We start from the raw sequence: 26574 nt of genomic DNA, 5'->3' as shown, positions 1-26574 counted from the left end.
AATTTCATCACTTAATCGAAAGCACGATTGGCACCAGTGAAATGGGGAAGATTAATAGTCAGTTAAGACAACATAGTCAACTGTCTTGAGACTATTTAAGTCATGTCCACCAGCATAAGAAATGGCAGATTGAATGTCTTCTTCCATTTCAGTCAAAGTGTTTTGGATTGGACCCTTGTAAGGGACCAACAACTTGCGACCTTCTACGTTGTGGGAGTGCCCCTTTTGATAAGCAGAAGCCGAACCGAAATAGGCTTTATAAGTCTGGCCGTCTTGTTCAATCAAGTCACCAGGTGTTTCGTCGTGACCGGCAAACATCGAGCCGACCATGACCATTGTTGCGCCAAAGCGAATTGACTTGGCAATGTCACCATTGTGGCGGATACCGCCATCGGCGATGATTGGTTTAGTGGCCACCTGGGCGCATTGGGCGATAGCGGCTAACTGCCAACCATTGGTTCCAAAGCCAGTCTTGTCCTTGGTGATGCAGGCCTTACCTGGGCCAATTCCCACCTTAGTAGCATCGGCACCGGCAGCTTCAATCTCAACGATGGCTTCTGGCGTTCCCAAGTTACCAACTATTAAGAAGGCCTCTGGCAAGTTTTCCTTAATGTAGGTCACCATCTTAATCACATAGTCGGAATGGCCGTGAGCGACATCGATTGTGATGTAGTCCGGTGTTATGTGTGCTTCCTTGAATTGATCAATTAAGGCGTATTCGCCATCCGTAATCCCCAGACTGATTGATGCAATCAATCCTTTCGATTGGATATTTTGAACGAAGTCAAAGCGAGTTTCGGGTTGGAAGCGGTGCATCACATAAAAGTAGCCGTTAGCAGCTAGCCATTCGGCCAAGTTTTCATCAATAACCGTGGCCATGTTGGCTGGCATAACAGGCAACTTGAAGGTGTGGCTTCCTAAGGTCACAGAAGTATCAGCTTGGCGACGAGATTGCAAGACTGATTTTTTAGGTAAAAGACGAATGGCGTCGTAATCAAATGTTTTCATCGTTTATTCTCCGTTTCTGCTGGATGATTTAGTCTAGCAAGACCAGATTAAAACTAGTTCAGCAAAGAAAAAGGCGGCATGGCTAGCAGCCCGACCGTACCAGTCAGACTGGCAGGACACTGCCGCCAAGTAGTTCTTAGTTGTTTTCCCACAAATCAGTTAAGACGTTTGTGGCATCACGGTCTGGCCCGACGGCAAAGGTTGCCAAGGGCAGTTCGACAATTTGACAAACCCGTTTCAAGTAGTTGCGAGCGTTTTCAGGTAAGTCTTCAAGCGACCGAGCCTTGGTAATGTCTTCTGACCAACCAGGTAATTCTTCATAAACTGGTTCACAGCGCTCTAAATCTGCTTCGGAAGCAGGATAATGGTCGATGATTTGTCCATCTAACCGATAGTGCGTGGCGACCTTGACGGTTTCAAAGCCAGAAAGGACATCCAAGCAGTTCAAAGAAAGCTGAGTTAAGCCGGAAACCCGCTTAGCATGCCGCAATGCCACTGTGTCCAACCAACCGATTCGACGAGGTCGTCCCGTGACAACGCCGTATTCGTGGGCAACATCGCGGATGGTATTGCCAACTGCATCAAATAATTCAGTTGGGAAGGGACCTTCACCGACACGGGAGCAATAAACCTTGGCCACCCCAACAACTTGGTCAATTCTGTTTGGACCAATTCCAGCTCCAACGGCAGCACCACCGGCGATTGGATTGGAAGAGGTTACGAATGGATAGGTTCCATGGTCGATATCTAACATGATTCCTTGGGCGCCCTCAAACAGAACGCGTTTGTTTTGGTCCAAAGCCTCGTTAATTAAATAGGAAGTATCGGCGACAAAGGGACGTAACTTTTCACCATATTCCTTGTATTGGTTGAAAATTTCATCAAAATCAAGGGGGTCACGGTCATAAACTTTGGTCAAGAACAGGTTCTTGACCTTGAGTGCTTGCTTTAAGCGTTTTTCTAAAACCTTTGGTTCGAGCAAATCAGCAATGCGGATGCCGATTCGATCCAACTTATCCTGGTAGGCAGGCCCGATTCCCTTGTGGGTCGTGCCAATTTTTTCTGCTTTTAAACCTTCTTGTAATTGATCAAAAAGGGGATGATAAGGCATGATAACTTGTGCTCTTGAAGAGACCTTCAAGTTATGCACGGTCACCCCGTTTTCCTTTAAATAGTTAATTTCATTAAATAGTGTTGCTGGGTTGACCACAACACCGGTACCAATCACATTGGTAACCTGGGGCAAGAAAATGCCTGAGGGAATCAACTGTACGTGGAGTTTTTTACCATCGATGACCAATGTATGGCCAGCGTTGTCGCCACCCGCGTAGCGGACAACGAAGTCGGCTTTCTGACTGAGAAAGTCTGTAATTTTACCTTTTCCTTCGTCACCCCATTGGGCGCCGGCAATCACGATTGAAGACATGGTTTACCTCTTTTATCATTTATTGGCCTCTTTCGACCACAGGCTAGTATACGGGGGAATGTTCATAAAATCAAGGTTAAATCGGGGAATATTTCGGTTTTAATGTTCGGATTCTGCATAAAAATGATTTATTTAATAAATAGTTCGTATTTATCCCTAAATTTTTGTATAATACATGTGCACGTTTGATAAAAAAGGAGAGTCAAAATGTTAGACCGTTATAGTCGACCAGCCATGCGTGAGATTTGGTCCTTACAAAATCAGTACCAAACTTGGTTGGATGTTGAAATTGCCATTGATGAAGCCTGGTCAAAGTTGGGTGAAATTCCAGCCGAAGATGTTGAAAAGATTCGTCAAAATGCCACCTTTGATGTTGCCCGCATTGAAGAAATTGAGGCGGTCACCCACCACGACATTGTTGCTTTTACTCGAACAGTTTCAGAATCTTTGGGAGCTGAAAAGAAGTGGGTTCACTTCGGTATCACGAGTACGGACGTTGTTGACACTGCTTATGGTGTCCGTCTGAAGCAGGCTAACGCCATCTTAGAGCAAGACCTGGAAAATTTCATTGCAGTTTTGAAAAAAAAGGCAATTGAATATCGGGATACGGTCATGATTGGTCGAACACATGGGGTCCAAGCTGAGCCAACCACCTTTGGTTTGAAGATTGCTCGTTTCTATTCTGAAATGGAGCGAAATTTGGTTCGGTTTAAGACGGCAGCCCGAGGCGTCGAAGCTGGTAAAATTTCTGGTGCTGTGGGAACTTTTGCTAACATTCCACCTGAAATTGAACAGTATGTCTGCGAACGTTTAGGCTTGCATGCACAAGAAATTTCATCACAAGTTTTGCCACGGGATTTGCATGCCGACTACATGGCGACATTGGCCTTGATTGCTTCTAGCATGGAAGGGTTTGCCGTCGAAATTCGGTCATTACAACGCTCCGAAATTCATGAAGTTGAAGAAAAGTTTGCCAAGGGTCAAAAGGGCTCATCAGCAATGCCACATAAACGTAATCCAATTGGTTCGGAGAACATTTGTGGTTTGGCACGCGTCGTTCGGGGCCAAATGTTGACTGCCTACGAAAACATTCCTTTATGGCATGAACGTGATATTTCACACTCTTCAGCCGAACGGATGATTTTACCAGACAGCACATCCTTGTTGGATTATATGTTGAACCGTTTTATGAAGATCATCGATACCTTGACTGTCTTCCCAGAACGAATGAAGGCCAACATGGATTTGACATACGGTTTGATCTATAGTCAACGTGTCTTGTTGAAGTTGATTGAGACGGGGATGGCCCGGGAAACTGCCTATGATTTGGTTCAACCGTTGACAGCACGGTCATGGGATGAAGGCCGATCATTTAAGGAGTTGGTTGAAGGGGATCCAACAATTACTGCCCACTTGTCACAAGCAGAAATTGATGACGCCTTTGACTATCATTATCACTTGAGCCAAGTTGCCACCATTTTTAAGCGCCTTGGTTTGACTGACTAACCATTTATATTCTAAATAGTTCCATAATATACAGTAAGTAAAATGCTGCAGCTTTTTAGCTGTGGGGTTTTACTTTTTTAGTTTATAAGGATTCGATTGTTTTGAGTGCTAAGAAATCTTTTTTTCAGTTTTGTAAAAAGAATTAAATTTATTATTTAGAATGATGTTACGAACAATGTTTAGAAAAATAGATGCCATTTCAGCACAATTTTAGCAATTTGCGTTTGTAGGAGTTGATATTTATGCTTTTATCGAGCTAAAGCATTCGGTTGATGGCTAACGATTTAGGAATAAAAGTTGCCAAAGTCATTCTAAAAAACATTGTAATTTTATTGTAATTATTTGAAATTTAAGATATAATTATTCTTGTACTAAGATATTAATATTTTTGGAGATATCACATTGAATACTAGAATAAATAAATTTCAAAAAGAAACGCATTTTAAAATGTATAAAGCTGGCAAACAATGGTTGGTAGCAGGATTGGCAACCTTTGCTCTCATTGGGATGACCCAGGTTGTATCAAATAACACAGTGTTTGACTTTGGACAAGAAATGACAGCACATGCTGATACGTCGGCCACAGCGCCATCGTGGTTCGGCCAAAACGGGACACTGTTTGACCGATATAACCCCTCTGATCGGACGTCTAGCACCGGACTATCAGCACAGCAAACTTGGGGTTACGCTAAGACCGAAATTCCACAGATTCAAAATAACTCGTCATTTACGTTCGACGGCTTGACATATGATCAAAGCAGCGGTAAGTATACATTGCATATGACTTTTACTGTGCCTACTGTATCAACTAGTGGTTCTGGGCGAACTTCTTATTTTGATTTACGGTTCTCTGATTCAATGAGTCAAAAGACCGGAACACCACATTTGATTTCAGCAGCGGGTAATGCTACTGATTTAACCACTAAGGATGATCAGGGTGTCTATCATAACAATTTTAATGCGGGGCAAATCGTTGGTGGAAAGACGCAACTTTCTGTTGATATTGATCCAGTGAAAATTGAGAATGACGATCTTATTTCGGCTCAGTTTGCTTCTGATACGGCAACAACTGGTTATCACGCAATCTTTATGGTTTACCGGACACTGGGTTATAACGATTTTGGTGCAAAATTTAACAACACGTTAATTACTCAAATGAAGCAAAATTCCACGAATGCCGTAAATAACTCAGCATTGTCAAACAAACAGAAAAATGCTGAGCAAACAGCTATTAATAACGTTACCATTGACGACGATTTCGTTAATAAGCTGCAGGCCATTGATAAAGATGTGGCGGCTAAGAGTGCGGCTAACAGTGTTCCGATTGATCAGCAGCGCTCTACAGCCTTGCAGCAATATAAAGATGCGCACAATGTTGGCCAGATTTTGCAAGACATCGCTAACGATCCAACGTTGACTCAATCTCAGAAGGATACCCAATCCAAGCAAGTTAATGATGCAGTTACAGTAATTTCAAATAAGTTGCAAAGCGCCCAGGATTCCGATGATGTTGCTAACGTGATTGCGGACACATCACAGGATAACGCAATTGCAACGGCTCACCAACCAGGAACTGCTTTAGCAACGCAAATCAAGAATGCACAAGATGCAATTGACACACAGTTGGCGAAGTCACAAGCAGCAGTTGATGCTAATTCGGCATTGAGTGATACGCAAAAGGCCGCTCAAAAGGCCGCTTTGCAGACTGTTGCCAATAATGCTAAGAATAATATTGGAACTAAAACCAGTGCTGATGACATTAATACGGCTCAAACTGCTGGCATTAAGAACCTGACTGATTTAGACGCAGCGAAGCCTTCGGCCTACAGTACGTTAACAAGCAAGGCTAATAGTGCGATTGCGACGATTAACAATGATCAAAATTTGACTGATGCTGACAAGGCTACACGGATTGCTCAAGTCAATGATGCTTTAAAGAAGGTTACTGACCAAATTGATCAGGCTACAGATGCTACGACTGTTAATAGTCTAGCCGGCAGTACCGACCTAGATACAGCTATTTCACAAGCAACTTCAGACAATGGGGTAACACCTCTTGACACTCAGCGCCAAAATGCTAATGCTGCCATTGACCAGGCGGCCACTGACACTAAGGCAAAAATTGCTGCTGATACAAACTTGAGCACAACCGAAAAGGCAACCCAAGCTGCTAATGTTGACAAGGCTGTAACAGATGCTAAAACTGCCATTGCCAATGGTTCGGCTCAAGTGATTGCTGATACTGTATCGAAGGCGCAAGGAATAATTGCCGGTAGTTATGTCGCTGGGAAACCATTGCCCGATCGGCAAAAAGATGCTGAGGCTGCCTTGACTAATGCAGCTTCCCAAGCTAAAACAAATTTGGATGCACAAGTAAGTCAAGCAAATAATGATATTAACAACAACAATTATTTAACTGACGCTCAAAAGGCTGCTCAAAAGCAAGCTATTCAAGATGCAGCTGACGCTGCCATCAAAAAGATTAATTCAGCAACGGATGCTGATGCTGTGAATCAAGCATTGTCAGATGGGCAGAATATTGTTAATAACTTGAATTCTGAAAAGTTGGCCGCTCGTACAGCTGTCAACACAGCAGTTCAAAATGCGGAAACAGAGATTAACAATAATAATGATTTGACCGCTGATCAAAAGAAAGACCGTATTGCTCAAATTGAAGCAGCGAAGACGACTGCGGAGAATACTATCGATTCAGCAACCGATGCTAGTGTAATTTCAGGAGTGCCGGCGAGTGGGTCAGATTTTGATACTGCCATTAAGGCTGCAACGGACTTCTCCGGTGTAACTTCATTGGATGGTCAAAAGGATGCCGCTAAAGCTGCCCTTGATAGTGTGGGGCAGGCTGCAAAGGATGCTTTGGATGCAGCCAAGACCGCATCAGAAAATGCAATCGATCAAGATGGTAACTTGACCCCGGAGCAAAAAACCGCTCAAAAGACAGCAATCGATCAGGCTGTGGCAAATGCCAAGAACGACATTTCAAACGCAACCAATGCAGATGATGTGACGAAGGCAAAGGATGCCGCTGTAACGGCTATTTCAAACTTGTCTGGTGAGAAGACAGCCGCTCGTCAAGCGTTGGCTAAGCAAGCACAGTCTGCTATTGATACGATTAAGAATAACAATGCTTTGACGGATGCCGACAAGACTAATCGAATCCAACAAGTACAAAACGCCTACAATACAGCATCCAACGCAGTGGATACTGCAACGACTGCTGATGACGTAACAGCTGCCCAAAATTCAACGGATTTCTCTGGTGATATTGCTAAAGCAACGGATTTCTCTAGTGTGAAATCATTGGATGACCAAAAATCAGATTCTGCCAAGGCCATTGATGATGCCAACACGGCAGCTAAGGCTAAGGTTGATGCCGATAAGAATTTGAGTGATGCCGATAAGACAGCTCAAAAAGCGGCTTTGGATACGGTTGCAGGTCAGGCAAAGGATGCGATTGCAAAGGCGAACACAGCTGATGGCATCAATCAGGCACAAAGTGCTGGAGAAACAGCCTTAACGAACCTGGATAAGACGGCTGATGATGCTAGTGCAGCACAGCAAGCAACAGATGCTCACCATGCAATTGATAACAATTCAGCTTTGACGCAAGCGCAAAAGGATGCTTTCAATCAACAAATTGATCAGGCAAAGAATGCGGCACAGGATGCTATTAACCAGGCAACGGATCCAACGACTGCTGCCCAAGCAGTAGCTAGTGGTAGTGATTATGCCAATAAGTTAGCAGACATTGCTCAGCAAGCAGGTCAGGTGCCATCTGTTGCAGACCAACAAGCAACAGCTGCCAAAGCCATTGATGATGCCAACACGGCAGCTAAGGCTAAGGTTGATGCCGATAAGAATTTGAGTGATGCCGATAAGACAGCTCAAAAAGCGGCTTTGGATACGGTTGCAGGTCAGGCAAAGGATGCGATTGCAAAGGCGAACACAGCTGATGGCATCAATCAGGCACAAAGTGCTGGAGAAACAACCTTAACGAACCTGGATAAGACGGCTGATGATGCTAGTGCAGCACAGCAAGCAACAGATGCTCACAATGCAATTGATAACAATTCAGCTTTGACGCAAGCGCAAAAGGATGCTTTCAATCAGCAAATTGATCAAGCAAAGAATGCGGCACAGGATGCGATTAACCAGGCAACGGATCCAACGACTGCTGCCCAAGCAGTAGCTAGTGGTAGTGATTATGCCAATAAGTTAGCAGACATTGCTAAGCAAGCAGGTCAGGTGCCATCTGTTGCAGACCAACAAGCAACAGCTGCCAAGGCCATTGATGATGCCAACACGGCAGCTAAGGCTAAGGTTGATGCCGATAAGAATTTGAGTGATGCCGATAAGACAGCTCAAAAAGCGGCTTTGGATACGGTTGCAGGTCAGGCAAAGGATGCGATTGCAAAGGCGAACACAGCTGATGGCATCAATCAGGCACAAAGTGCTGGAGAAACAGCCTTAACGAACCTGGATAAGACGGCTGATGATGCTAGTGCGGCACAGCAAGCAACAGATGCTCACCATGCAATTGATAACAATTCAGCTTTGACGCAAGCGCAAAAGGATGCTTTCAATCAGCAAATTGATCAAGCAAAGAATGCGGCACAGGATGCTATTAACCAGGCAACGGATCCAACGACTGCTGCCCAAGCAGTAGCTAGTGGTAGTGATTATGCCAATAAGTTAGCAGACATTGCTCAGCAAGCAGGTCAGGTGCCATCTGTTGCAGACCAACAAGCAACAGCTGCCAAAGCCATTGATGATGCCAACACGGCAGCTAAGGCTAAGGTTGATGCCGATAAGAATTTGAGTGATGCCGATAAGACAGCTCAAAAAGCGGCTTTGGATACGGTTGCAGGTCAGGCAAAGGATGCGATTGCAAAGGCGAACACAGCTGATGGCATCAATCAAGCACAAAGTGCTGGAGAAACAGCCTTAACGAACCTGGATAAGACGGCTGATGATGCTAGTGCAGCACAGCAAGCAACAGATGCTCACAATGCAATTGATAACAATTCAGCTTTGACGCAAGCGCAAAAGGATGCTTTCAATCAACAAATTGATCAGGCAAAGAATGCGGCACAGGATGCTATTAACCAGGCAACGGATCCAACGACTGCTGCCCAAGCAGTAGCTAGTGGTAGTGATTATGCCAATAAGTTAGCAGACATTGCTCAGCAAGCAGGTCAGGTGCCATCATTGGCTGATCAAGCAAAGGCTGCTATTGAAAAGCTGACTGAAGCGGTTAACCAAGCGAAAGAGGCATTAACAGGTCCTGACGCGGATGCTCAAAAGCAGGCATTGGATAAGGCTTTGTCTGATGGCACAGCTAATTTGAATGCTCAGACAAGTGCTGATGACTTAAATAAGACTCTTTCTAACGAAGTGAATAACGTTGAGAACTTGAACAAGAATAAAACGGACGCCTTGGCTGATTTAGATGCTCAAGCTCAGAAGGCCATGGAGACGATTAATTCTAATTCAGCATTTACAGATGATGAAAAGGCAGCACGAGTAGCAGCAGTTAATAAGGCGCTTCAAGACGCTCACGATGGAGTTAATGCAGCTACTGATTTGTCTGGTGTCGATGCAGCACATAATTCTTCTACTTTCCCTGAGGCATTGAACAATGCAATATCTGATGCAGGTGTGCAAACCTTAGCAGATCGTAAGAGTGATGCACAGAAAGCACTTCAAGATGAGGCAGATCGGGCTAAGGCCGCGGTTGATTCTAATCAAGCTTTGAGTGACGCTCAAAAACAAGCTCAAAAGCAGGCTATTGATCAAGCATTGAACACGGCACAGGAGCAGATTGCTGCTGCGAAAACGGCTACGGACGTAGATGTGGCCAAGGCTGCTAATCTACCAGTATTTAATTCGTTGAATAATGCCAAAACGGATGCTCATCAGGCAGAAGATCAGGCATACAATGATGCGAAGGCTACAATCCAAAATAATAGTGATTTGACGGATTCTGAAAAACAGGATCGAATCAATGATCTGGCTAAGGCTCATCAAGCAGCTAGTGATGCCATCGATCAGGCAGTGACACCAGATGAAATCAAGGGATCATCAGAGACAGCTGCCTTTGACAATGCCGTCAAGACAGCAACTGATTTTTCAGGTGTAACTCCTTTGGCAGAACGCAAGCAAGCAGGTGTTGCCACGATTAACACTGCTGAACAAAAGGCCATCGATGAAGTGAATGCCAATACAAAGTTAGATGCCGATGCTAAGGATCGTCAGATTGCCGTTTTGAAACAACAAGCACAAGATGCGATTGCTAAGTTGAATTCTCAGACTAACGCTCAAGGGGTTGTTGACTTTGTACCAACGGTTGCACCAGCCTTTGACAACTTAAATCAATCAAAGGTTGATGCTCGAGCTAAACTGCAAGAAAATGCAGCAGCAACAAAGTCAGCTATTGATGCCGACGATAACTTGAGTAATGCTGAAAAGCAAGCTCAAAAAGATGCCGTTGATGCTGCTTTGCAGCAAGCAGTAACTGACGTTGATAATGGTCAAGATGTTTCAACGGTTAACGGAATTCCGAGCGGTTCAACTGTTGTTAAGGCAATTAATCAAGGACATGTGACTTCAACGAAGACACCTGCCCAACAAGAAAATGATCTCAACGCCCAAATTGATGACCAGGCAGCGAAGATTAAGGCTGAAATTGATGCTGATGTAACGCTTAAGGCCGCTGACAAGGCTGCGCAAAAGCAGGCAGTTGATAATTTCGTTGCTGAAACAAAGTCCAAGATTGCTGGATTAACTAAGTATCAGGACCGATTGGATGTAGTTAACCAAACTGTGGATAATCTCAAAAATCTTCATCAGCCGGGGAAGCCATTAGCTGAGCAAAAAGCTGCAGCACTTTCAGCTATCGACCAGAAGGCAGACCAAATTCGGGCACAGATTGCCAATGATAGTCGCTTGACTCAAGCGCAAAAGGATTTGGATTACCAACTTGTTGCTGATGCTGTTGCTAAAGCCAAGGCTCAAGTTAATGGTGCTTTGAATGCGGATGATATTATGGTTGGTCAAGATTATGGTACAGCTCAGCTCGAAGCTGCATACCAGCAGAAGGTACAAGAACAATATGCCGAAAAGCAAGTGACTACTTCTGTTTTGCCACAAACTAGTGAACAAGATGAAAATCGCGATGGAGCACTTGTTACAAGTGCGCTGTTGGCTTCTGTAACTGGTTTCTTCCTTGGTCAGGCAAATAAGCGTCGCAAGGAAGAGAAGTAAAAAAATACTAAAGGGACTGTTTTCAATCTCTGAATGAAAAAAGTGCAGTTAACACATGGATGATGTGTTGCTGTACTTTTTTATTTTAAAATTAGACAAATTAGGATTAACATTTTATTTCAATTTATGACCAATCAGATTTAGTTTTTTCTTTCACTTTTTAAACTAAACAATCGTTAAACGCTTATAAACTAGCATGTTTGCTTTTCTTTTCTAGATAAACGGGTTACAATGGATTTGTATATAAAATATTTCGAATATTAAAAGAGGTGTGGCAAATGTTGAATTACCACAAAAATATTGTTACAAACCAACGTTATAAAATGTATAAAGCTGGAAAGAACTGGCTTTTTGCGGCGATTGCGGCCTTTACCCTCGGAATTGGGGGCTTCGTTGCGGCGCCAATCTTAAATGTGAACGAAACCCAGGTTGAAGCAGCTCCACAATCCTACCCACAAGCTGGCTGGACCACCGTTAACGATTCACGTAATAATGGCTATGTTTACTATCAAGTCCCATCTGATCCTTCCTATGTGTCACCGACACAGGCTCAAGTGGAATCCTTTGATAGTGACTTAGATGGCACCATTGGGAAGTGGACTGATTTACCTTATCAACGACGAGCGGCAAATGCGGCAAGTGTTGATGAGTCAGTTGACGTACAGCTTCGCAATGTATATGTTCGGCGGGTTAACGGTCAGATAACTTACACGCTTGTTCCTAACGTAACCTTACTTTATGTTCGCCCCCTGGCTATCAGTGGTCGTAATAATTCTATTCATCCTTTTTTTAATGGTGTTAATCCTGTTAAAGTACAGTACACACCAAATGCCGGTACTTATGGTAATCTCATTGTTATGCCAGTTCCAAGTAATACTCAGGATTTGGGTAGCAAAAATTCAATCAGTGTTTCTTTTGAACCAAGTTATGGTAGTGATTTTCCAAAATATACCTTTAATAACTTTTTTGTCTTGCAATCGTTACAACAAGTTAATAACCAACGGGCTGCCGATATTAAGAATGCGATCACAACCTTAGGTGGTTTTGGTCCGATTACGGCTGAGCAGAACCGAGTGAACGCCCTCATTGACCAGGATCCAACGTTGACGATTAGCGAAAAGGCCTTGCAGCAAGCTCGGATTACATCTGCCGTAGCAACAGCGGAACAAAATATTAGCACTGCTCAGACAACTGCTGATTATAATAAAGCGAAAAACGCCGGTATTGCTGCCATTGATGCCTTCTATCAACCTGGTAAAAGTCTGCCTGATCAACGCCAAGCCGTGAAAAACACGATTCAGGACCAGGCGAGTGCAACGATCAATCAAATTAAAAACGACCCAACACTGTTGCAAAGTGAAAAAACGCAAGAAACTTCAGCAGTATCAACTGCTGTTGACGCCTTATTTGCGCGAATTGATGCGGCTGCTGACGCTGATAGTATTAATAAATTAGCTGCTGATGAAAGTATTCAGTCAAAAATTGTCCAAGGTTGGACGACTGGGACCGCCATTGCTAAGCAACAGGCAACGGCAGTTGCTCAGATTAATAGTAATGCCCAAATGACTATCGATCAAATTAATCAAGACCCCACTCTTGAAAGTAGTCAAAAAGAGAATCAAATTACCCAGGTAAGTAAGGCCAAACAAGCAGCACTCGACGCTATTACCGCAGCCGTTACGGGTAATACCTGGCAAACTGCTGATTTGATTGCGGCTCAAGTGCAAGCCTCCACAGGCTGGAATTCTTTGCATGCAGCGGGTGAATCAATTGCCAATCGTCAAAGTGCTGCCAATGCTGAAATTTCTGCTTTGGTCAGTGCAACTAAGCAAAACATTGACCAAGATTCAAGTTTGAATGATAGCGAAAAGGCTCAAGAAAAACAAAATGTCGATATTGCTGCCGGGATTATCTTGGGCAATATTACGAAATCACAGACGGCCGATGCTATTATTCTAGCTAAAAATGATGAGGCAGACCGAGCAGCGCTTGCGAACGCTTATCAACCAGCAAAAGTTACTTTGCCAGACCAAAAAAGCAACGCTAAAAAGCAAATTAGTCAGTGGGTCGTGCAAGTTACTGCCGTAATCAATGCTGATCCGACACTTGTTCAAGCGGACCATGAACGTCAAGTTAGTAGTCTGAACGCTTTGGCTCAGCAAATGAACCAAGACATTGATAACCAAGTTGATGCCCAACACTTGCTTGATTTGATGGCAACAGAACAGGCACAGTTGCAAGCGGTCCATGTATCTGGAATGGCCCTTTCTGACCAGATTACTGCAGCTCAAGAACAAATTAAGAGCGAAGGACAAAAGATTGCTGCTAACATTCAGACTGATGCAACGATTTTGGAGGCATTGCGGAGTCAGCAGCTGAAAAACGTCGCTCAATATGTTGCTAATGTGACTAGTAGTATTGGTCAGCAGACCAATGCCGAAGGTGTTAAACAAGCCTTAGCTCAGGGAATTCACAACATTGACTTGGTTTATACACCTGGTTTGTCGTTATCAATCCAACAACGCAATGCCTTGAATCAGTTAGCGCAAAAAGCTGATACTACCAAAGAGACGATTGAAGCGGATACTGATCTGACGACGGCACAGCAAACCTACCAAAAGGGTTTGGTTGATCAGCTTGTGACAGAAGCGAAAACCAATATTGCGCAGCAGCAAACAGCCCAGACAATTTGGGATACCGAAGCCCAATTCGAACAAAGTGTTGCTGTTCAATACGAGCCTGGGACAACGATTCAAGCTGCCCAGCAGGGCGCTTTGTCAGCTTTAAAAGAGACTAACCAGCAGACTGCAAGTAACATTCAAGCGGAACCAACGCTTTCTCAAGCCGAAAAAGACCAAGAGCTAGGGGATTTAGCGACGGCTTATTTAAATGCGCAAAAAATTGTTCAGGAGGCGTTAACCAGCGCTACTGCTACTGCCGCTGGTCAAACTGGTTCTAACAACCTCCAGTCGATTTTTCATACTGGAATGGCAATTGCGGATCGGCAAAACCTGGCGAAGGCAGATTTGAATCAAAATCTAGCTAATACAAATAAGGCGATTAACCAAGATCAGACATTAACTACAGCGGCTAAACAACAGCAGCAACAGGTGGCCCAGGATGCCTATAACCAGGCGCTGATTGCTCTGACTGCTGCCAAGACGGCTCAGGAAATTCTGGACCAAAACAAGACAGGGGATACCAACATTGCCAATGCCCACGTTGGTGGCCAAAGTTTGATAGATCAACGTCAGGCGGCGCAGACCATCCTTGATAATGAAAATAATCAAGTGGCCATGGCAATTAAAGCAGATCAGACTTTGACCACCGCTGATAAATCTGCTCAGACAAACAGCTTGGCAGCTGCTTATCAACAAGCTAGTCAGGCACTATCTGCTAGTGGAAATGCTCAGGCAATTCTTGACGCCAAAACGACCGGATTACTAAACATTGATCAAACACATGTGATTGCGACTGCTGTTGACCAGCAAAGAAATTTGGCTCAGGCGGCGCTTGACCAGGAGAATGCTCGGGTCCAGGGCTTGATTAAAAACGATCAAACCCTATTGAATAGCGAAAAACAAAGTGAATTGTCCCAGTTAGAGGTTGCCTACACCCAGGCCCAAGCGAGTCTGAACCAGGCCTCAGATGCCCAGGCAATCCTTGATGCCAAGACAACCGGTATTGGTTCACTGGCGCCAGTATATGTAGGTGGTCAACCATTGGCTGAGCAGCAACAAGCGGCCACTGATACCCTAACCACCGCTCAAAATACCGTGGTCGCGGCCATCAGTAAAGATGGGACCCTTTTGAATAACCAAAAATCAGACCAGCAACAAGTCGCCTTGACTGCGCAAAAAAATGGGCAAACAGCAATTGAACAGGCCACTGATGCCCAGGGGATTGCTGATGCCCAGGCTAATGCCTTGTCTCTCATCAATGCTGCCCACCAACCACAAGCAGACATTGAAAGCCAGCGGCAGGCTGCTTTGGCTACCCTAAAAGCCACGAATGGGCAAATTCAAACTGCTATTCAGGGAGATGCGACACTCTTGGACAGCCAAAAGCAGGCTGAACAGACAGACTTAGATCAGGCATATCAAGCCGGTCAGGCTGCCCTAGCTGCCAGTCAGGCCCCAGATGCGCAGAGCATTTTGAACGGGCTCAATGATGCCACGGCCAAGATGACTGCTAGCCATGTTGCTGGAACTGATTTTGCCAGCCAGTTACAGGCGGCCATTCATAACATACAAGATCAGCATACTAATACAGTTCAGGCCATTCGTGCCGATAAAACTTTGAATACTGCTACTCAGTCTTTGCAAATTAGTAATGCTGATCAGGCTTTTCAGTCTGCTCAAGAAACGGTGAATGCTGATAAGAATGCTCAGACGTTAGCTGATGATTTGGCGAGTGCTTTGACTAATATTGCCGCTACTCATCGTGTTGGGGCGGCTGTGGCCGATCAGCAGCAGGCTGCTATTGGTGCTTTGCAAGATCAGGCCCAACAGGCGGTCTTAGTGATTGGCAAAGATTCAACTTTGTTGACCAGTCAGCAGCAAAGCCAGATTAATCAGGTCAACCAAATCCTGGTGCAAGCTAAAGAAACGATTCTGGCCGCCGACAATGCTCAGGCAATTCAAAGCGATCAAGCAGCAGCCAGTGACCAAATGCAGGCTGTGCACACTCCTGGTCTAGCCCTTGATCAGCAACAGGCAAACGCCTTGAGTCAATTGCAGACGATTAATGACCAAGTCTTGGCGACGATTGTGGGCGATAAGACGCTAACAGATGCGGCTGCGGGCCAGCAAAAATCAGCATTGGCAAGCGCTGACGAGAGCGCACAAGGGCAAATTCGTCAAGCAACGAGTGCTCAAGCGATTGCTGACCAGTTAAATCAGCAGACGAATAATTTGCAAGCTAGTCATCAATCCGGTGATTCGATTGCTAATCAAATTGCCGCAGCCCAAAATAACTTAAAGACTGTTCAAGATAACTTGCAAAATGATATTCAAAGTGACGTGACGCTTTTGAATGCTGTCAAGGCCAATCAGTCAAGCCAGGTCCAAAGTGATTATCAAAAGGCCCAGGCTAATTTAGCCAAATTGACAACGGCTCAGGAAATTTTAGACCAGTTTAACCAGGCTAAAAATCAATTAAATACCGACTATGTGCCCGGCCAAGCGCTTGACCAGCAACAAAATGCTGCTCAGGTTGCTTTGACTAGCCAAGCTCAACAGGTTCAGGCCGATATTACAGCCGATCCAACCTTAACGAGAGTTACTAAAACCGCGCAAACAGATGCAGTTGATCAATCATTAAAGACCTATGTTGCGCAGATTGTTAAAGCACAAACTGCCCAAGACGTGGCTAATCAACAGGCAGCCGGTTTGGCCGCTATTCAAGCAGATCACCAAGTGGGTGCTTCTGTTGCAAGCCAGGCGCAGGCTGCTACAGCTGCCTTGACAAAATTAGCAAGTCAAGTTGCCAATGCGATTAGTTTAGATAAGACTTTGACTGATAGCCAGGAAGAAGATCAGCGCAACCAAGTGCAATCCGACTTAGCAACGGCTCAAAATAAGCTCCAAGCTGCTCAAACTGCTCAAGCAGTGGCTGATTTGCAAAACCAGTATCAAGACCAGTTGAACGCTGATCACAAAAGTGCAAGTAGTCTCAGCGATCAGTTAGTGCAAGCCCAGGATTCTTTGAGTGACTATGCCCGCCAACTTCAAAAACAAATTAATAGTGACCCAACGCTCCTTGCTTCAGCACAAACAGCCCAAGCAGGGGCTGTTACCACTGCTCTGACCCAAATGCAGTCAAATTTGGCCACTGCTGCGACTTCTGCCCAGGGCTTGCAAGATGCCCTAACTCAAGCAGAAAAGAACCTTGACCGCCTGCATCAGCCTGGTCTGGATTTGCCAACGCAAATCGCCAATGCCACGCAAAACTTAACAGGGGTGGCTAAGTCAACTAATCAGGCAATCACCAATGATGTGACGTTGACCGAGGCTGCTCGTCAGACCCAGCGCGATACTGTGACCAAGTTGGTGACTCAAGCAAATGCTGATTTTAATCAGGAAACGAACGCGCAACAACTGGCTGATCGCCTAGCCCAGGCTAGCAGTGACGTGGCAAATGCGCATCAAGCCGCCCAATCATTGGCCGACCAAAAGCAAACCGCTTTGAATCAATTACAGGCGACCTATCTAGCCACTCAAAAGGCGATTGATGGGGATGTGACCCTGACAGATGCCGTTAAGTCGAACCAGCTTGCGGTCTTAGATACGAACAATAACTTGGGCCAGAAGGCAATTAATGATGCTGGTTCAGCTCAATTAGTTTCGGATACCCTCATGTCGTGGTCACAGAAGTTGAACAACTCACATGTTGTCGGCAAGGACCTCGATAGTCAACGAGTGGATGCCCAGACAGCCATCAAAGCGCAGTACACTGCCACGCTGACGGCTTTATCCAATGATAAGACCTTATTAACGGCGGATAACCAGACTCAAACGACGAATGTCAACAATGCCTATGACCAGGCGGTTGCTGCTCTGGCAGTTGATCAAACGCCCAATGCACAGAGTATCCAAAATGTTGTAACTGCTGGAAAAATAGCCATCCAGGCAGCTTATATCCCGGGAACGCCATTGTCTGACCAACAAAATGTTGCCACTAATGCCGTTAATCAGGCAGCTAAAGCCGTGATTAGCGAAATTAGTAACGATGAAACATTGACAGTTTCTGCTGTTCAAACACAGAGTCAAGCCGTTACTACTGCAGCCAACGGGTTACTGCAAAAGATTACAACGGCAACGGATGCACAGACGATTGCTAACACAATTAGTAATGTGCAAAATGTTTTGTCTGCTTTGCACAAGACCGGCCAGCCGGTGACCAATCAGCAAACCTCAGCTAATAATGCTGTAACTGGGGCTAGTGATAGTACCAACCAAGCGATTAACGCTGATGCAACGCTGACCCAAGCTGAAAAGGCGAGTCAAAAGGAAGCTGTGGCTCAAATTATTCAGGCGGCCATTAGTAAAATCAGTGCAGATACCAAGGCCGCTCAAATCGAGGCTGATAAAAATCAGGCCATCCAAGACGTTCAGGCCGCCCACCAACGTGGTCAGGAAATTAGTCAACAACAAGCGGCGGCTGTTAGTGTTTTGCAGGCTGAAGTCACCAAGGTTAAAGGCCTGATTGACCAGGATGAGACCCTCAATGAAACAGAGCGGACGACTCAAAAGACTGCAGTTGATGATGATTATAACCAAGCTGTAGCAGCTGTGAACCAAGCAAAAACAGCTGATGATATTAATACGGCCCAATTCAACGGTGTCAATAGTATTGATACCGACTACAAGACGGGTGATGACATTGCTTTGCAGAAGCAAGCGGCTATTGAAAAGCTTCGTGATGAAGCCAACCAGATTCAAACGGCCGTGCAAAGGGATCCAACCTTGGATACGGCCACAATTAATAGCCAAATGTCTGCTTTGCAAGCCGCGCGCGATGCTGCCATTGCCAAGATTAAAGGTAGTGACATCCAAACTGCCGACCAGATTGATGCAGCGAAAAATGATGGTTTGACGGCGATAATGAATAGCCACGTAGTTGGGACTGACTTGGCAACCCAGGTGCAAAATGCCTTAAACCAACTACAAACATTAAATACAGTGGTGACCAACTCAATCAATACCGATGATACGTTGACCAACGCTAGCAAACAGACACAAGAGCAGGATTTGGCAACTGTTTACCAAAATGGTCAGGCAATCTTGAACAAGGCCGCAAGTGCTCAGCAAGTGGCGGATGCAGTCACGAATGCCCAGTTAGCGATGCGACAGGCCTACGTGACCGGCACAGCGATTGAAAATCAACGGTCTAACGCGTTGAACCAGTTGCAAAACTTGGCGCAAGGCTTTAAGGCTTTGATTAATATCGATCCAACATTGACCAATGCCGATAAACAGCGTCAGGCCAATGACTTAGCCCAGGCAGTTCTTTCAGCACAGGCATCGCTATCGGCACAGAATGCACCGACCGCTGAGGCGATTGCCCAGGCGTTATCACAGGCAAATCAGACTTTGGCCGCAACCCATGTTAGTGAAAAGCCCGTTGCTGACCAAATTACTGCTGCTAAGGAGCAACTAAAACAGGAACTCTCGACTGTTAATGGCGCCATTAACGGGGATACAACCCTGTTAACGACACAAAAATCAGCCCAACAAGCGGCAGCTCAGGAGGCTCATGGTCAGGCAGTTGCTAGTTTTGGGTTACCCTTGTTGATGGATGCTCAAACAGTCCAAGACCGTTTGAATGTTGGGTTGAAGGCAATTGATGCCGCTCATACCAGTGGAACTGAGCTAAGTACACAAAAAAACCGGGCCATTGATGAATTAACTCAAACAGCTAAGAATACCAAACAAGAGATTTCAAGTGATAATACTTTGCTTGAAGCAGAACGAACAAGTCAACGCGGTCTTATTGATCATGATCTAGCCGATGCGACGCAGGCTTTGCAAGCCGCCCAGAATGCCGATAGCATTCAAAATTTGCAGAACCAATTCAGCTCACAAATTGTTGCGGATCATCAGGTTGGGATACCACTAGGAGACCAGCAGACCAGTGCTAAGACTGATTTAAACGAGTATGCTGGTTCCAATAGTAATCAAACAGGTCTTTGGTTAGCCATCGATCATGATCAAACCTTAACCGATGCGCAGAAGGCTGAACAAAAAACTGACTTAGCGGCGGTTTTGGCTAGCTATGATGACAAAATTAGTGCGGCATCAGATGCACAATCACTGGCCGATTTGCTTGCTAAAGCCCACAATGACCTTGACAGCACGCATGTGCTCATGAGCTCCTTAGCTGACCAGCGAGTTGCTGCCAATAAGCAGTTAGCTGCTCAACTTGCCCAAACTAAAGGTCAAATTGCTGCCGAAGTGACATTGACGACAGCGACAGCTAATAGCCAAATGCAGCAAGCGGATGCAGCCTTAAATACCGCCCAAACCAATTTGGTCAATGCACCAGATGCGCAAGCTATTTTGACGGCGACAAATGCTGGCTTACAAAGCATTACCGAGCAATTCCAGCCGGGTCAAGCCCTTGCGGATCAAGTCGCTGACGCCAAGACTGCTATCCAAAGTGCTGTCGTGGCTGCTCAAGAAGCGATTGACAATGATCAAACGTTGAATACAGCTGATAAAAGCCGTCAGCAACAGGCAGTGACCGCTGCTTTGACGGGACTGGATGATGGCTTTGGAAATGCTTCAAATGCCCAAACCATCCTAGATTTGAAGAATCAGACTATTGCTGCAATCAATAGTGTTCACCAAGTTGGTGTGCCGATCGCCACTCAGCAAGAAAAGGCCAATAATAGTTTAGCCATCATGGCTAACCAGTTATTGCAAACGATTTCAGCTGATCCAAACTTGACGAATGCACAACGGGTGAGCCAGGGCCAGGCTGTGGCGGCGGCCTTGAAAAGCGCTCAGGCAGTGATTAATTCTTTGACAGATGCTCAGTCAGTCTTAGATGCTCAGGCCCAGCAAACTGTCACAATCCAAAACCAGCACGTTTTGCAGCCAAGTGTCCAGAACCAACAGGCAACGGCTCGGCAAAAGTTCCAAGAAGAACATGATCAAGTTCGGCAAGCGATTGTTGCTGATCAAACTTTGACCACTGCAGACCGCAATAACCAGTTGACAGCCGTTGACCAGGCCCTGACTGCTGCCAACAACTTGTTAACCAATACTGTTGATGCCCAGGATGTTTTGGATGCTCAAACGCAAGGGTTAAAGGAAATCGATGCGAGTCACGTTGCTGGTCTTCCTTTAGCCGACCAAGTTCAAAATGCCCAGAAAAAATTGGCTGATATGCAAAACTCGTTAACGGCAGCTGTGATTGCTGATCCAAATATCTTAGATAGTAGTAAAGCAGCGCGGCAGTCGCTTTTATCAGCCACATTGAATAAGTACACTGATAAATTAAACGATGCCCTGGCGGATTCAGGGTCGACAGGTCAAACGATTGCTGACTTGCTGACAGCCGGTGACCAAGAATTGCAAAAAGACCGGCAATCGGATGATGGCCAAGGGGCCAGTGTTGATCAACCATTGGCGACTCAGATTACAGCCGCGCTGCAGCTGGTTAATCAAAAGTCACAAGGTGTTCAAACAGCTATTAATCAAGACGATTCATTAAGTCAGGCACAAATTAATCAAGAAACGCTTACTAATCAACAAACATTGCAACAGGCGCAAACTGATTTAAACGAGGAAACCACTGCGCAAGCACTGGCTGACCGGTTACGTGTAGCTTTGAACGATTTAGATCAAATTCATGTGCCAAATTCAGTTTCGCTGGCGGACCAAAAGGCCGAGGCAGTCACTAATTTGGCTCAGCTTTACGGTCAAGTGAAGGATGCAATTGTTGCGGATAAGACCTTGACGAGTAGCCAAAAGTCCCAGCAGCTGGCTAATTTGGACCAAGCCAAGCAACAGGGTGATACTCAGTTGAATCAAAGCGCTCGGGCAACCGAGTTAAACATGAAGATTGAATCAGCCAGTCAGGCACTAAGCGCCATCCACATAGCTGGAACACCGGTGGTCAGTCAGCAGCAAAGTCAAGCAACATGGTTGAATAATCAAATTCAGCAACTGTCAGACCGTTTGGCGGCAGAAAAAGTTGCACCAACTGACGAAACTGCTTTGCAGGATTCAATTCAGCAGGCGCAGACCAATTTGCAAGGTCAAATCGATCAAGCCATGGATGCTGATGATTTGCAATCTGTGCACGCGACTGGTCTTTTAACCCTGGCAAACTTAGCCTTACAAATCCAGCAAGCCCAAGCTCGTTTTGCCATTAATCAAGCCGCAGGCCAGCAGGTAGCAGCCATTAACCAGGATCCTTCTTTGACCAAGGAAGGTCAAAATGGTCAAGACGAGCAGGTCCAGCAGGTCAATGATGCTCGAGGAGAAATTATTGCTCAGATTGATGCGGCAACAACGGCTGACCAGTTGACGGCCTTGCAGACGGCTGGGTTAACAACCCTCGCACAGATTCATCAACCTGCTGCAAAATCAGTTGACCAGCAGCGCCAAGGAGCAGAAAGTCAGGCGAGCGATGCCATTCAGCATGTCACAGATGCAATTGCCGCGGCAAAAGATCAAGGCCAATTGACGGACGAACAAGTTGCTGCCCTTACGGCAGCTTTGACTAAAGTTCAAGAGAAGATAAGCCAAGCATTGGCTAGCGCTCAGACGGCCGATCAGATTAATGCCAACCTTCCTCAACTCAGCCAAGATTTAGCTGGGGTGCAGTTGGACTTGCAACAGGATATCTCAACGAATGAAGTTAATCGTAGCGCCCAGCAGGTAATTGAGGCGATTAATCAAGATTCAACTTTGGATGACAGCGAAAAGCAAGTCCAACAGGATAATGTCTTGACTCAGCAACGAAGCGCACTTCAGCAGATTGCTGCAGCTGCGACACCTGCTGCTGCTCAATCAGCTGAAACGACCTTTGAACAGACGGTCACAGACCAACATGTACCGGGGCAAAGCATCGATAATCGTCGGCCACAATTGACTGAAGCGATTATAAATGCCACAAATCAGGCTACAGACGCAATTAATGGCGACAGTTCATTGACGGCAGCAGCTAAGCATGACCAACTGACGCAGTTGGCTCAGACCAAAGATGCAGCCTTGAATCAATTAGCCAAGGCAACGACAGCGGCTGATGGTGTTAATGGTGTTCGTCAAAACATTACGGCCATTGGTCAAATACACCAACCAGCTGAAAAAACGCTCAACCAACAACGTCAAGACCTCCTAGACTTGATTACTAACTTAGTTAATCAGGCTGGAGAAAATATTGACCAAGAAAAGTCTTTGACCAGTACTGAGAGAGCTGCTTTGCAGAAACAAGTGACTGCATTGCAACAGGTAGCCGTTCAAAATGCTAATCAGGCTCAAAATGCTGATGATCTGCAGGCTGCCCAAACGGCGCTCCAAGAGGGCTTAGATCAAATTCAATTGATGAGGCAACAGGCTGTTGATTTTCATGCCTTGGACCAGGCTCAGTTGGCGGCCAAGCAGGTGATTACGAATAATCAAACATTGTCGGATGTTGAAAAGAATACCCAAAGTATCCAGGTGACGTTATTGCTTAACCTGTACCAACAAGCGTTACTGTCAGCGCAAAATCTGGCTAATTTAGCCAGTGCTTTAAACCATGGAACAGCTGCTATTGCACTGATACCAAACGATGGACCAACAATCCAACAACGAACTGCCAACTATATCGACCGCTTGACCAGTGAGTCAACTAAGGTGCAAAGTCGCATTAGTACCGACAATACTTTAACGGCGACGGCTAAGGATCAGCAAACAAAGGAGGTTGAACAAGTACTCATCGATGGAATAGCTGCTATTCGGACTGCGATTAATGTGCAGGACGGTGTCGATAAGACCAATCAAGCTTTGCAAAGGGTTGATGCTGTCTATCAGCCAGGACCATCGTTGTTGAACCAGCAGGTAGCTGTCCGCAATACGGCGGCTAATGACCTAAATACGGTTAATAATGTGATTAGCAGCGATGATACGTTGACTGCAGATGAAAGCAATTATCTTGATAATCTGATGGACCAGTACAAACAGGTCTTTGTTGCTGCTGTTCAAACTGCTCAATCAGCCGATGAAATCAATCAAGCGCTGGCTGATTTTCATACAAATTTGATCAAAATTAGTAACCAACATATTCAGTACAATGTCATACACCAACTGCAACAAAATGCCAGTGATACGAAGACAGCTATCGAAAATGACCCAACGTTGGATACTGGTGCTGAACAAGACCAGTTAGCAGCTGTGCAGATGAGTTTGAATCAAGCAACGACGGCGATTATGGCAGTCGGCCTTGGTGACGAGCAAGCGCAATCCAAGTTTGCAAGTGCTTTGGCAGAGGGAAACCAACAGATTCAAGATAGCCATCAGCCAGGCCCAACTGTTGCCAGTCATTTAGCTGATTGGCAACAGGCACTGACGACGACCGCTAGCCAGGTTGTAGATCAAATTAATGCCGATAAAACACTGACTAGTTCAGACCGTAATCGTCAGGTGGCAAGTGTGCAGCAAGCATTGGCGAATAATTTGAAGGCTTTACAGGACGTGATAACAGTCCAATCTGGGGATACAATGGTAATGAATGGTCAACAGGCCTTCAAAGCTATCCACGTGGCTGGGTTAGCAGTCGCTGACCAAAGGGCAGCGGCTAGCGCAACAGTTCAGGATAAAATCAGTGTTGAACAGCAAAAGATTGACAAAAATAGTGACCAAATCCAGTCAAGTGATCAGTCGGCTTTGACCGATCAGGTTACGGCTGCACAAAAGATGGCTAACGCTGCAATTCAATCCGCTCAGTCGGCCGATGAGGTTAACCAGGCTGTGGCTGATTTGAATCAAAAATTAGCCATGATTGATTTAAATTTGGCCCAGCGAGAAGGGCAATTCCGGTTGGAAGCTGTTAATAGTCAAGTTCAGGCAGCAATTGATGGGGATGTGACCCTGTTGCCCGATGCAAAGGCTGCTCAGCAAGCTAACCGGCTGGCGATGTTGCAACAGATGACAGCTGACTTAGCAGCTACAACCACTGTTGCCAAGGCCCAGCAAAGCGCCGACGATGGCATTATGGTCATTCAAGCTGCTCACCAAGTGGGTCAGAATCTTACCGACCAAAAGCAAGCCTTGATTGTGAATTTACAGCAGGATGACCAAGCTGTTAAGAACCAAATTGATGCTGATCCAACCTTGTCGCAGGCAGAAAAAGACCGCCAAAAAGCATCCATTGATCGAGGCGAAGCACAAATCATTAGCCAAATTAATAGTGCCACTGATGCTACTGCTGCTAAGCAGGTAGCTGATACCGGCACTATGACTAATCAAAAGATTTATGTTCCTGGCCAAACAATCACGGGCAACGGCGGTCAACGTGATCAGTTTATGGGAAAAATTACGGATCATAGTGCTAATGTGCAACTGGCTATCACTGCTGCAGCAACCAAGGGTCAAATTAAGGTTGATCAAGAGATACAATTGACCGAGCAGTTACAGCAGGCTGTCAGTGCTGCTCAGGCAGCTGGAATGGCCGCCACTAATGCCGATCAAATCTTGGCGGCTAATCAACAGTTGAACACTGATTTGACCAGTGTTGAATATAATTTGGCTACCGATCGCGCTAACTATCAACTGTTGCTGGCCTATAAAAATTCGAACCAAGCCATTAATGCTGATCCAACGTTGAGTGGTCAGGAAAAAACTGAGCAAGAAGATCAGGTTAATGCCCGTTGGAATACTGGTCAGCAAAATTTGGCCACCGCGAAAACAGCTACCCAAGTTGAACAAATGACCACTGAAACAGTCGCAGCAATCAACCAAGTCCACCATAGTGGCCAGTCGGTTGGAGAGCGACTACAGGGTTATACTGATCAAATTGAAGCGGCAGTGGCACAAGTGATTGATCAAATCAAGCAGGATCGTAGTCTTTCACCAACTGGACAAGCGACTATGATTGAAGCTGTTAATGACCAACGTGATTGGTACTTGAATGAATTGCAAGGTGCTCAGAGTGTTGTTGCTGCTGAAATGCTGGTCCAAGATGATCTTAATGCGCTGGCCTTTGGCCAGCACGCTAATAGTCAACTTGGCCAAGGAAAGGCAGATTGGTTTGCTCAGGTTTATGATGGATTGAAAGGAACTGACCAGTCAATTAACGGCTATTCAGCCTTATCTGCTGGTCAAAAATCAGTTTTGTTACAAACGATGTTATCGTTAGTGACAACGACAAACGCTCAAATTCGTCAAGCCCAGACGCTAGATCAAATAGTCCAATTGTTGCGTAATTTGATGTCTGATTTGACCAAATTGACCTTGCAGGCTAGTCAATCTGCTACCAACAACCAGTTGGAATCAGCCTTGGTAACCAACAAGGTGGCGACTACTGCTAATCGGTCTTTACCTCTGCCAGAGGGGCAGGACCGAATTCAGCTAGGAGACCGTTTGTTTTCTGCCAAAACGATCCTACCGGCCACTTGGTCAATCGATACCGCCGATCACCAGTCATTAACTTTTTTGGCTGTCACTTTGGCGAGTCTCTCAATCGGTTTAACTGGTTTTGGATTGAAATTAGGACGACAAAAAGTAAATGGAGGTAAAAACAAAGCAGATAATCATCATTAGTTTAGAAATTAAACGTACATTTTTTGATCACGATGACGATCATTTTTGAATGATTTGAGAACGATCTTTTTTGGTTGATTTTTGGTATTTTTATAAGAG

5 protein-coding genes are annotated in these 26574 nt (G+C 45.4%); 3 read left to right on the top strand and 2 right to left on the bottom strand.

Translation table 11 applies throughout. The features are described from left to right. Positions 1 to 51 precede the first annotated feature (51 nt). Both ACSYSR_RS00155 and ACSYSR_RS00150 read right to left on the bottom strand, forming a co-directional pair. Complete coding sequence (locus tag ACSYSR_RS00155) at positions 52 to 1008, bottom strand: GMP reductase (RefSeq protein ID WP_489816492.1); 957 nt, start codon at positions 1006 to 1008, stop codon at positions 52 to 54. A gap of 136 nt (positions 1009 to 1144) precedes the next feature. Next, entirely contained in the window at positions 1145 to 2434 is a 1290-nt protein-coding gene (locus ACSYSR_RS00150) for an adenylosuccinate synthase (RefSeq protein ID WP_489816493.1), read from the bottom strand. 207 nt (positions 2435 to 2641) lie between these two features. Here ACSYSR_RS00150 and purB point away from each other — a divergent pair, with 207 nt between their 5' ends. The 3 genes from purB (at position 2642) to ACSYSR_RS00135 (ending at position 26475) form a co-directional block, all read left to right on the top strand. Next, complete coding sequence (gene purB / locus ACSYSR_RS00145) at positions 2642 to 3940, top strand: adenylosuccinate lyase (protein WP_489816494.1); 1299 nt, start codon at positions 2642 to 2644, stop codon at positions 3938 to 3940. 402 nt (positions 3941 to 4342) lie between these two features. Beyond that, entirely contained in the window at positions 4343 to 11221 is a 6879-nt protein-coding gene (locus ACSYSR_RS00140) for a DUF1542 domain-containing protein (RefSeq protein ID WP_489816495.1), read from the top strand. Between the two features lie 278 nt (positions 11222 to 11499). Then, positions 11500 to 26475: a DUF1542 domain-containing protein gene (locus ACSYSR_RS00135; RefSeq protein ID WP_489816496.1), complete on the top strand. Its 14976-nt coding sequence runs from the start codon at positions 11500 to 11502 to the stop codon at positions 26473 to 26475. The last annotated feature ends 99 nt before the right edge of the window (positions 26476 to 26574 follow it).

This window comes from Fructobacillus sp. ESL1096, from assembly GCF_058511985.1.
The sequence above is the reverse complement of the archived record's forward strand: the minus strand, read 5'-3'. Positions and strand labels throughout refer to the sequence as shown.

What these genes read in the sequence shown, in the direction of transcription:
- ACSYSR_RS00155 (WP_489816492.1), bottom strand. Translation starts at nt 1,008, where the DNA reads ATGAAAACATTTGATTACGACGCCATTCGTCTTTTACCTAAAAAATCA.
- ACSYSR_RS00150 (WP_489816493.1), bottom strand. Translation starts at nt 2,434, where the DNA reads ATGTCTTCAATCGTGATTGCCGGCGCCCAATGGGGTGACGAAGGAAAA.
- purB (WP_489816494.1), top strand. Translation starts at nt 2,642, where the DNA reads ATGTTAGACCGTTATAGTCGACCAGCCATGCGTGAGATTTGGTCCTTA.
- ACSYSR_RS00135 (WP_489816496.1), top strand. Translation starts at nt 11,500, where the DNA reads ATGTTGAATTACCACAAAAATATTGTTACAAACCAACGTTATAAAATG.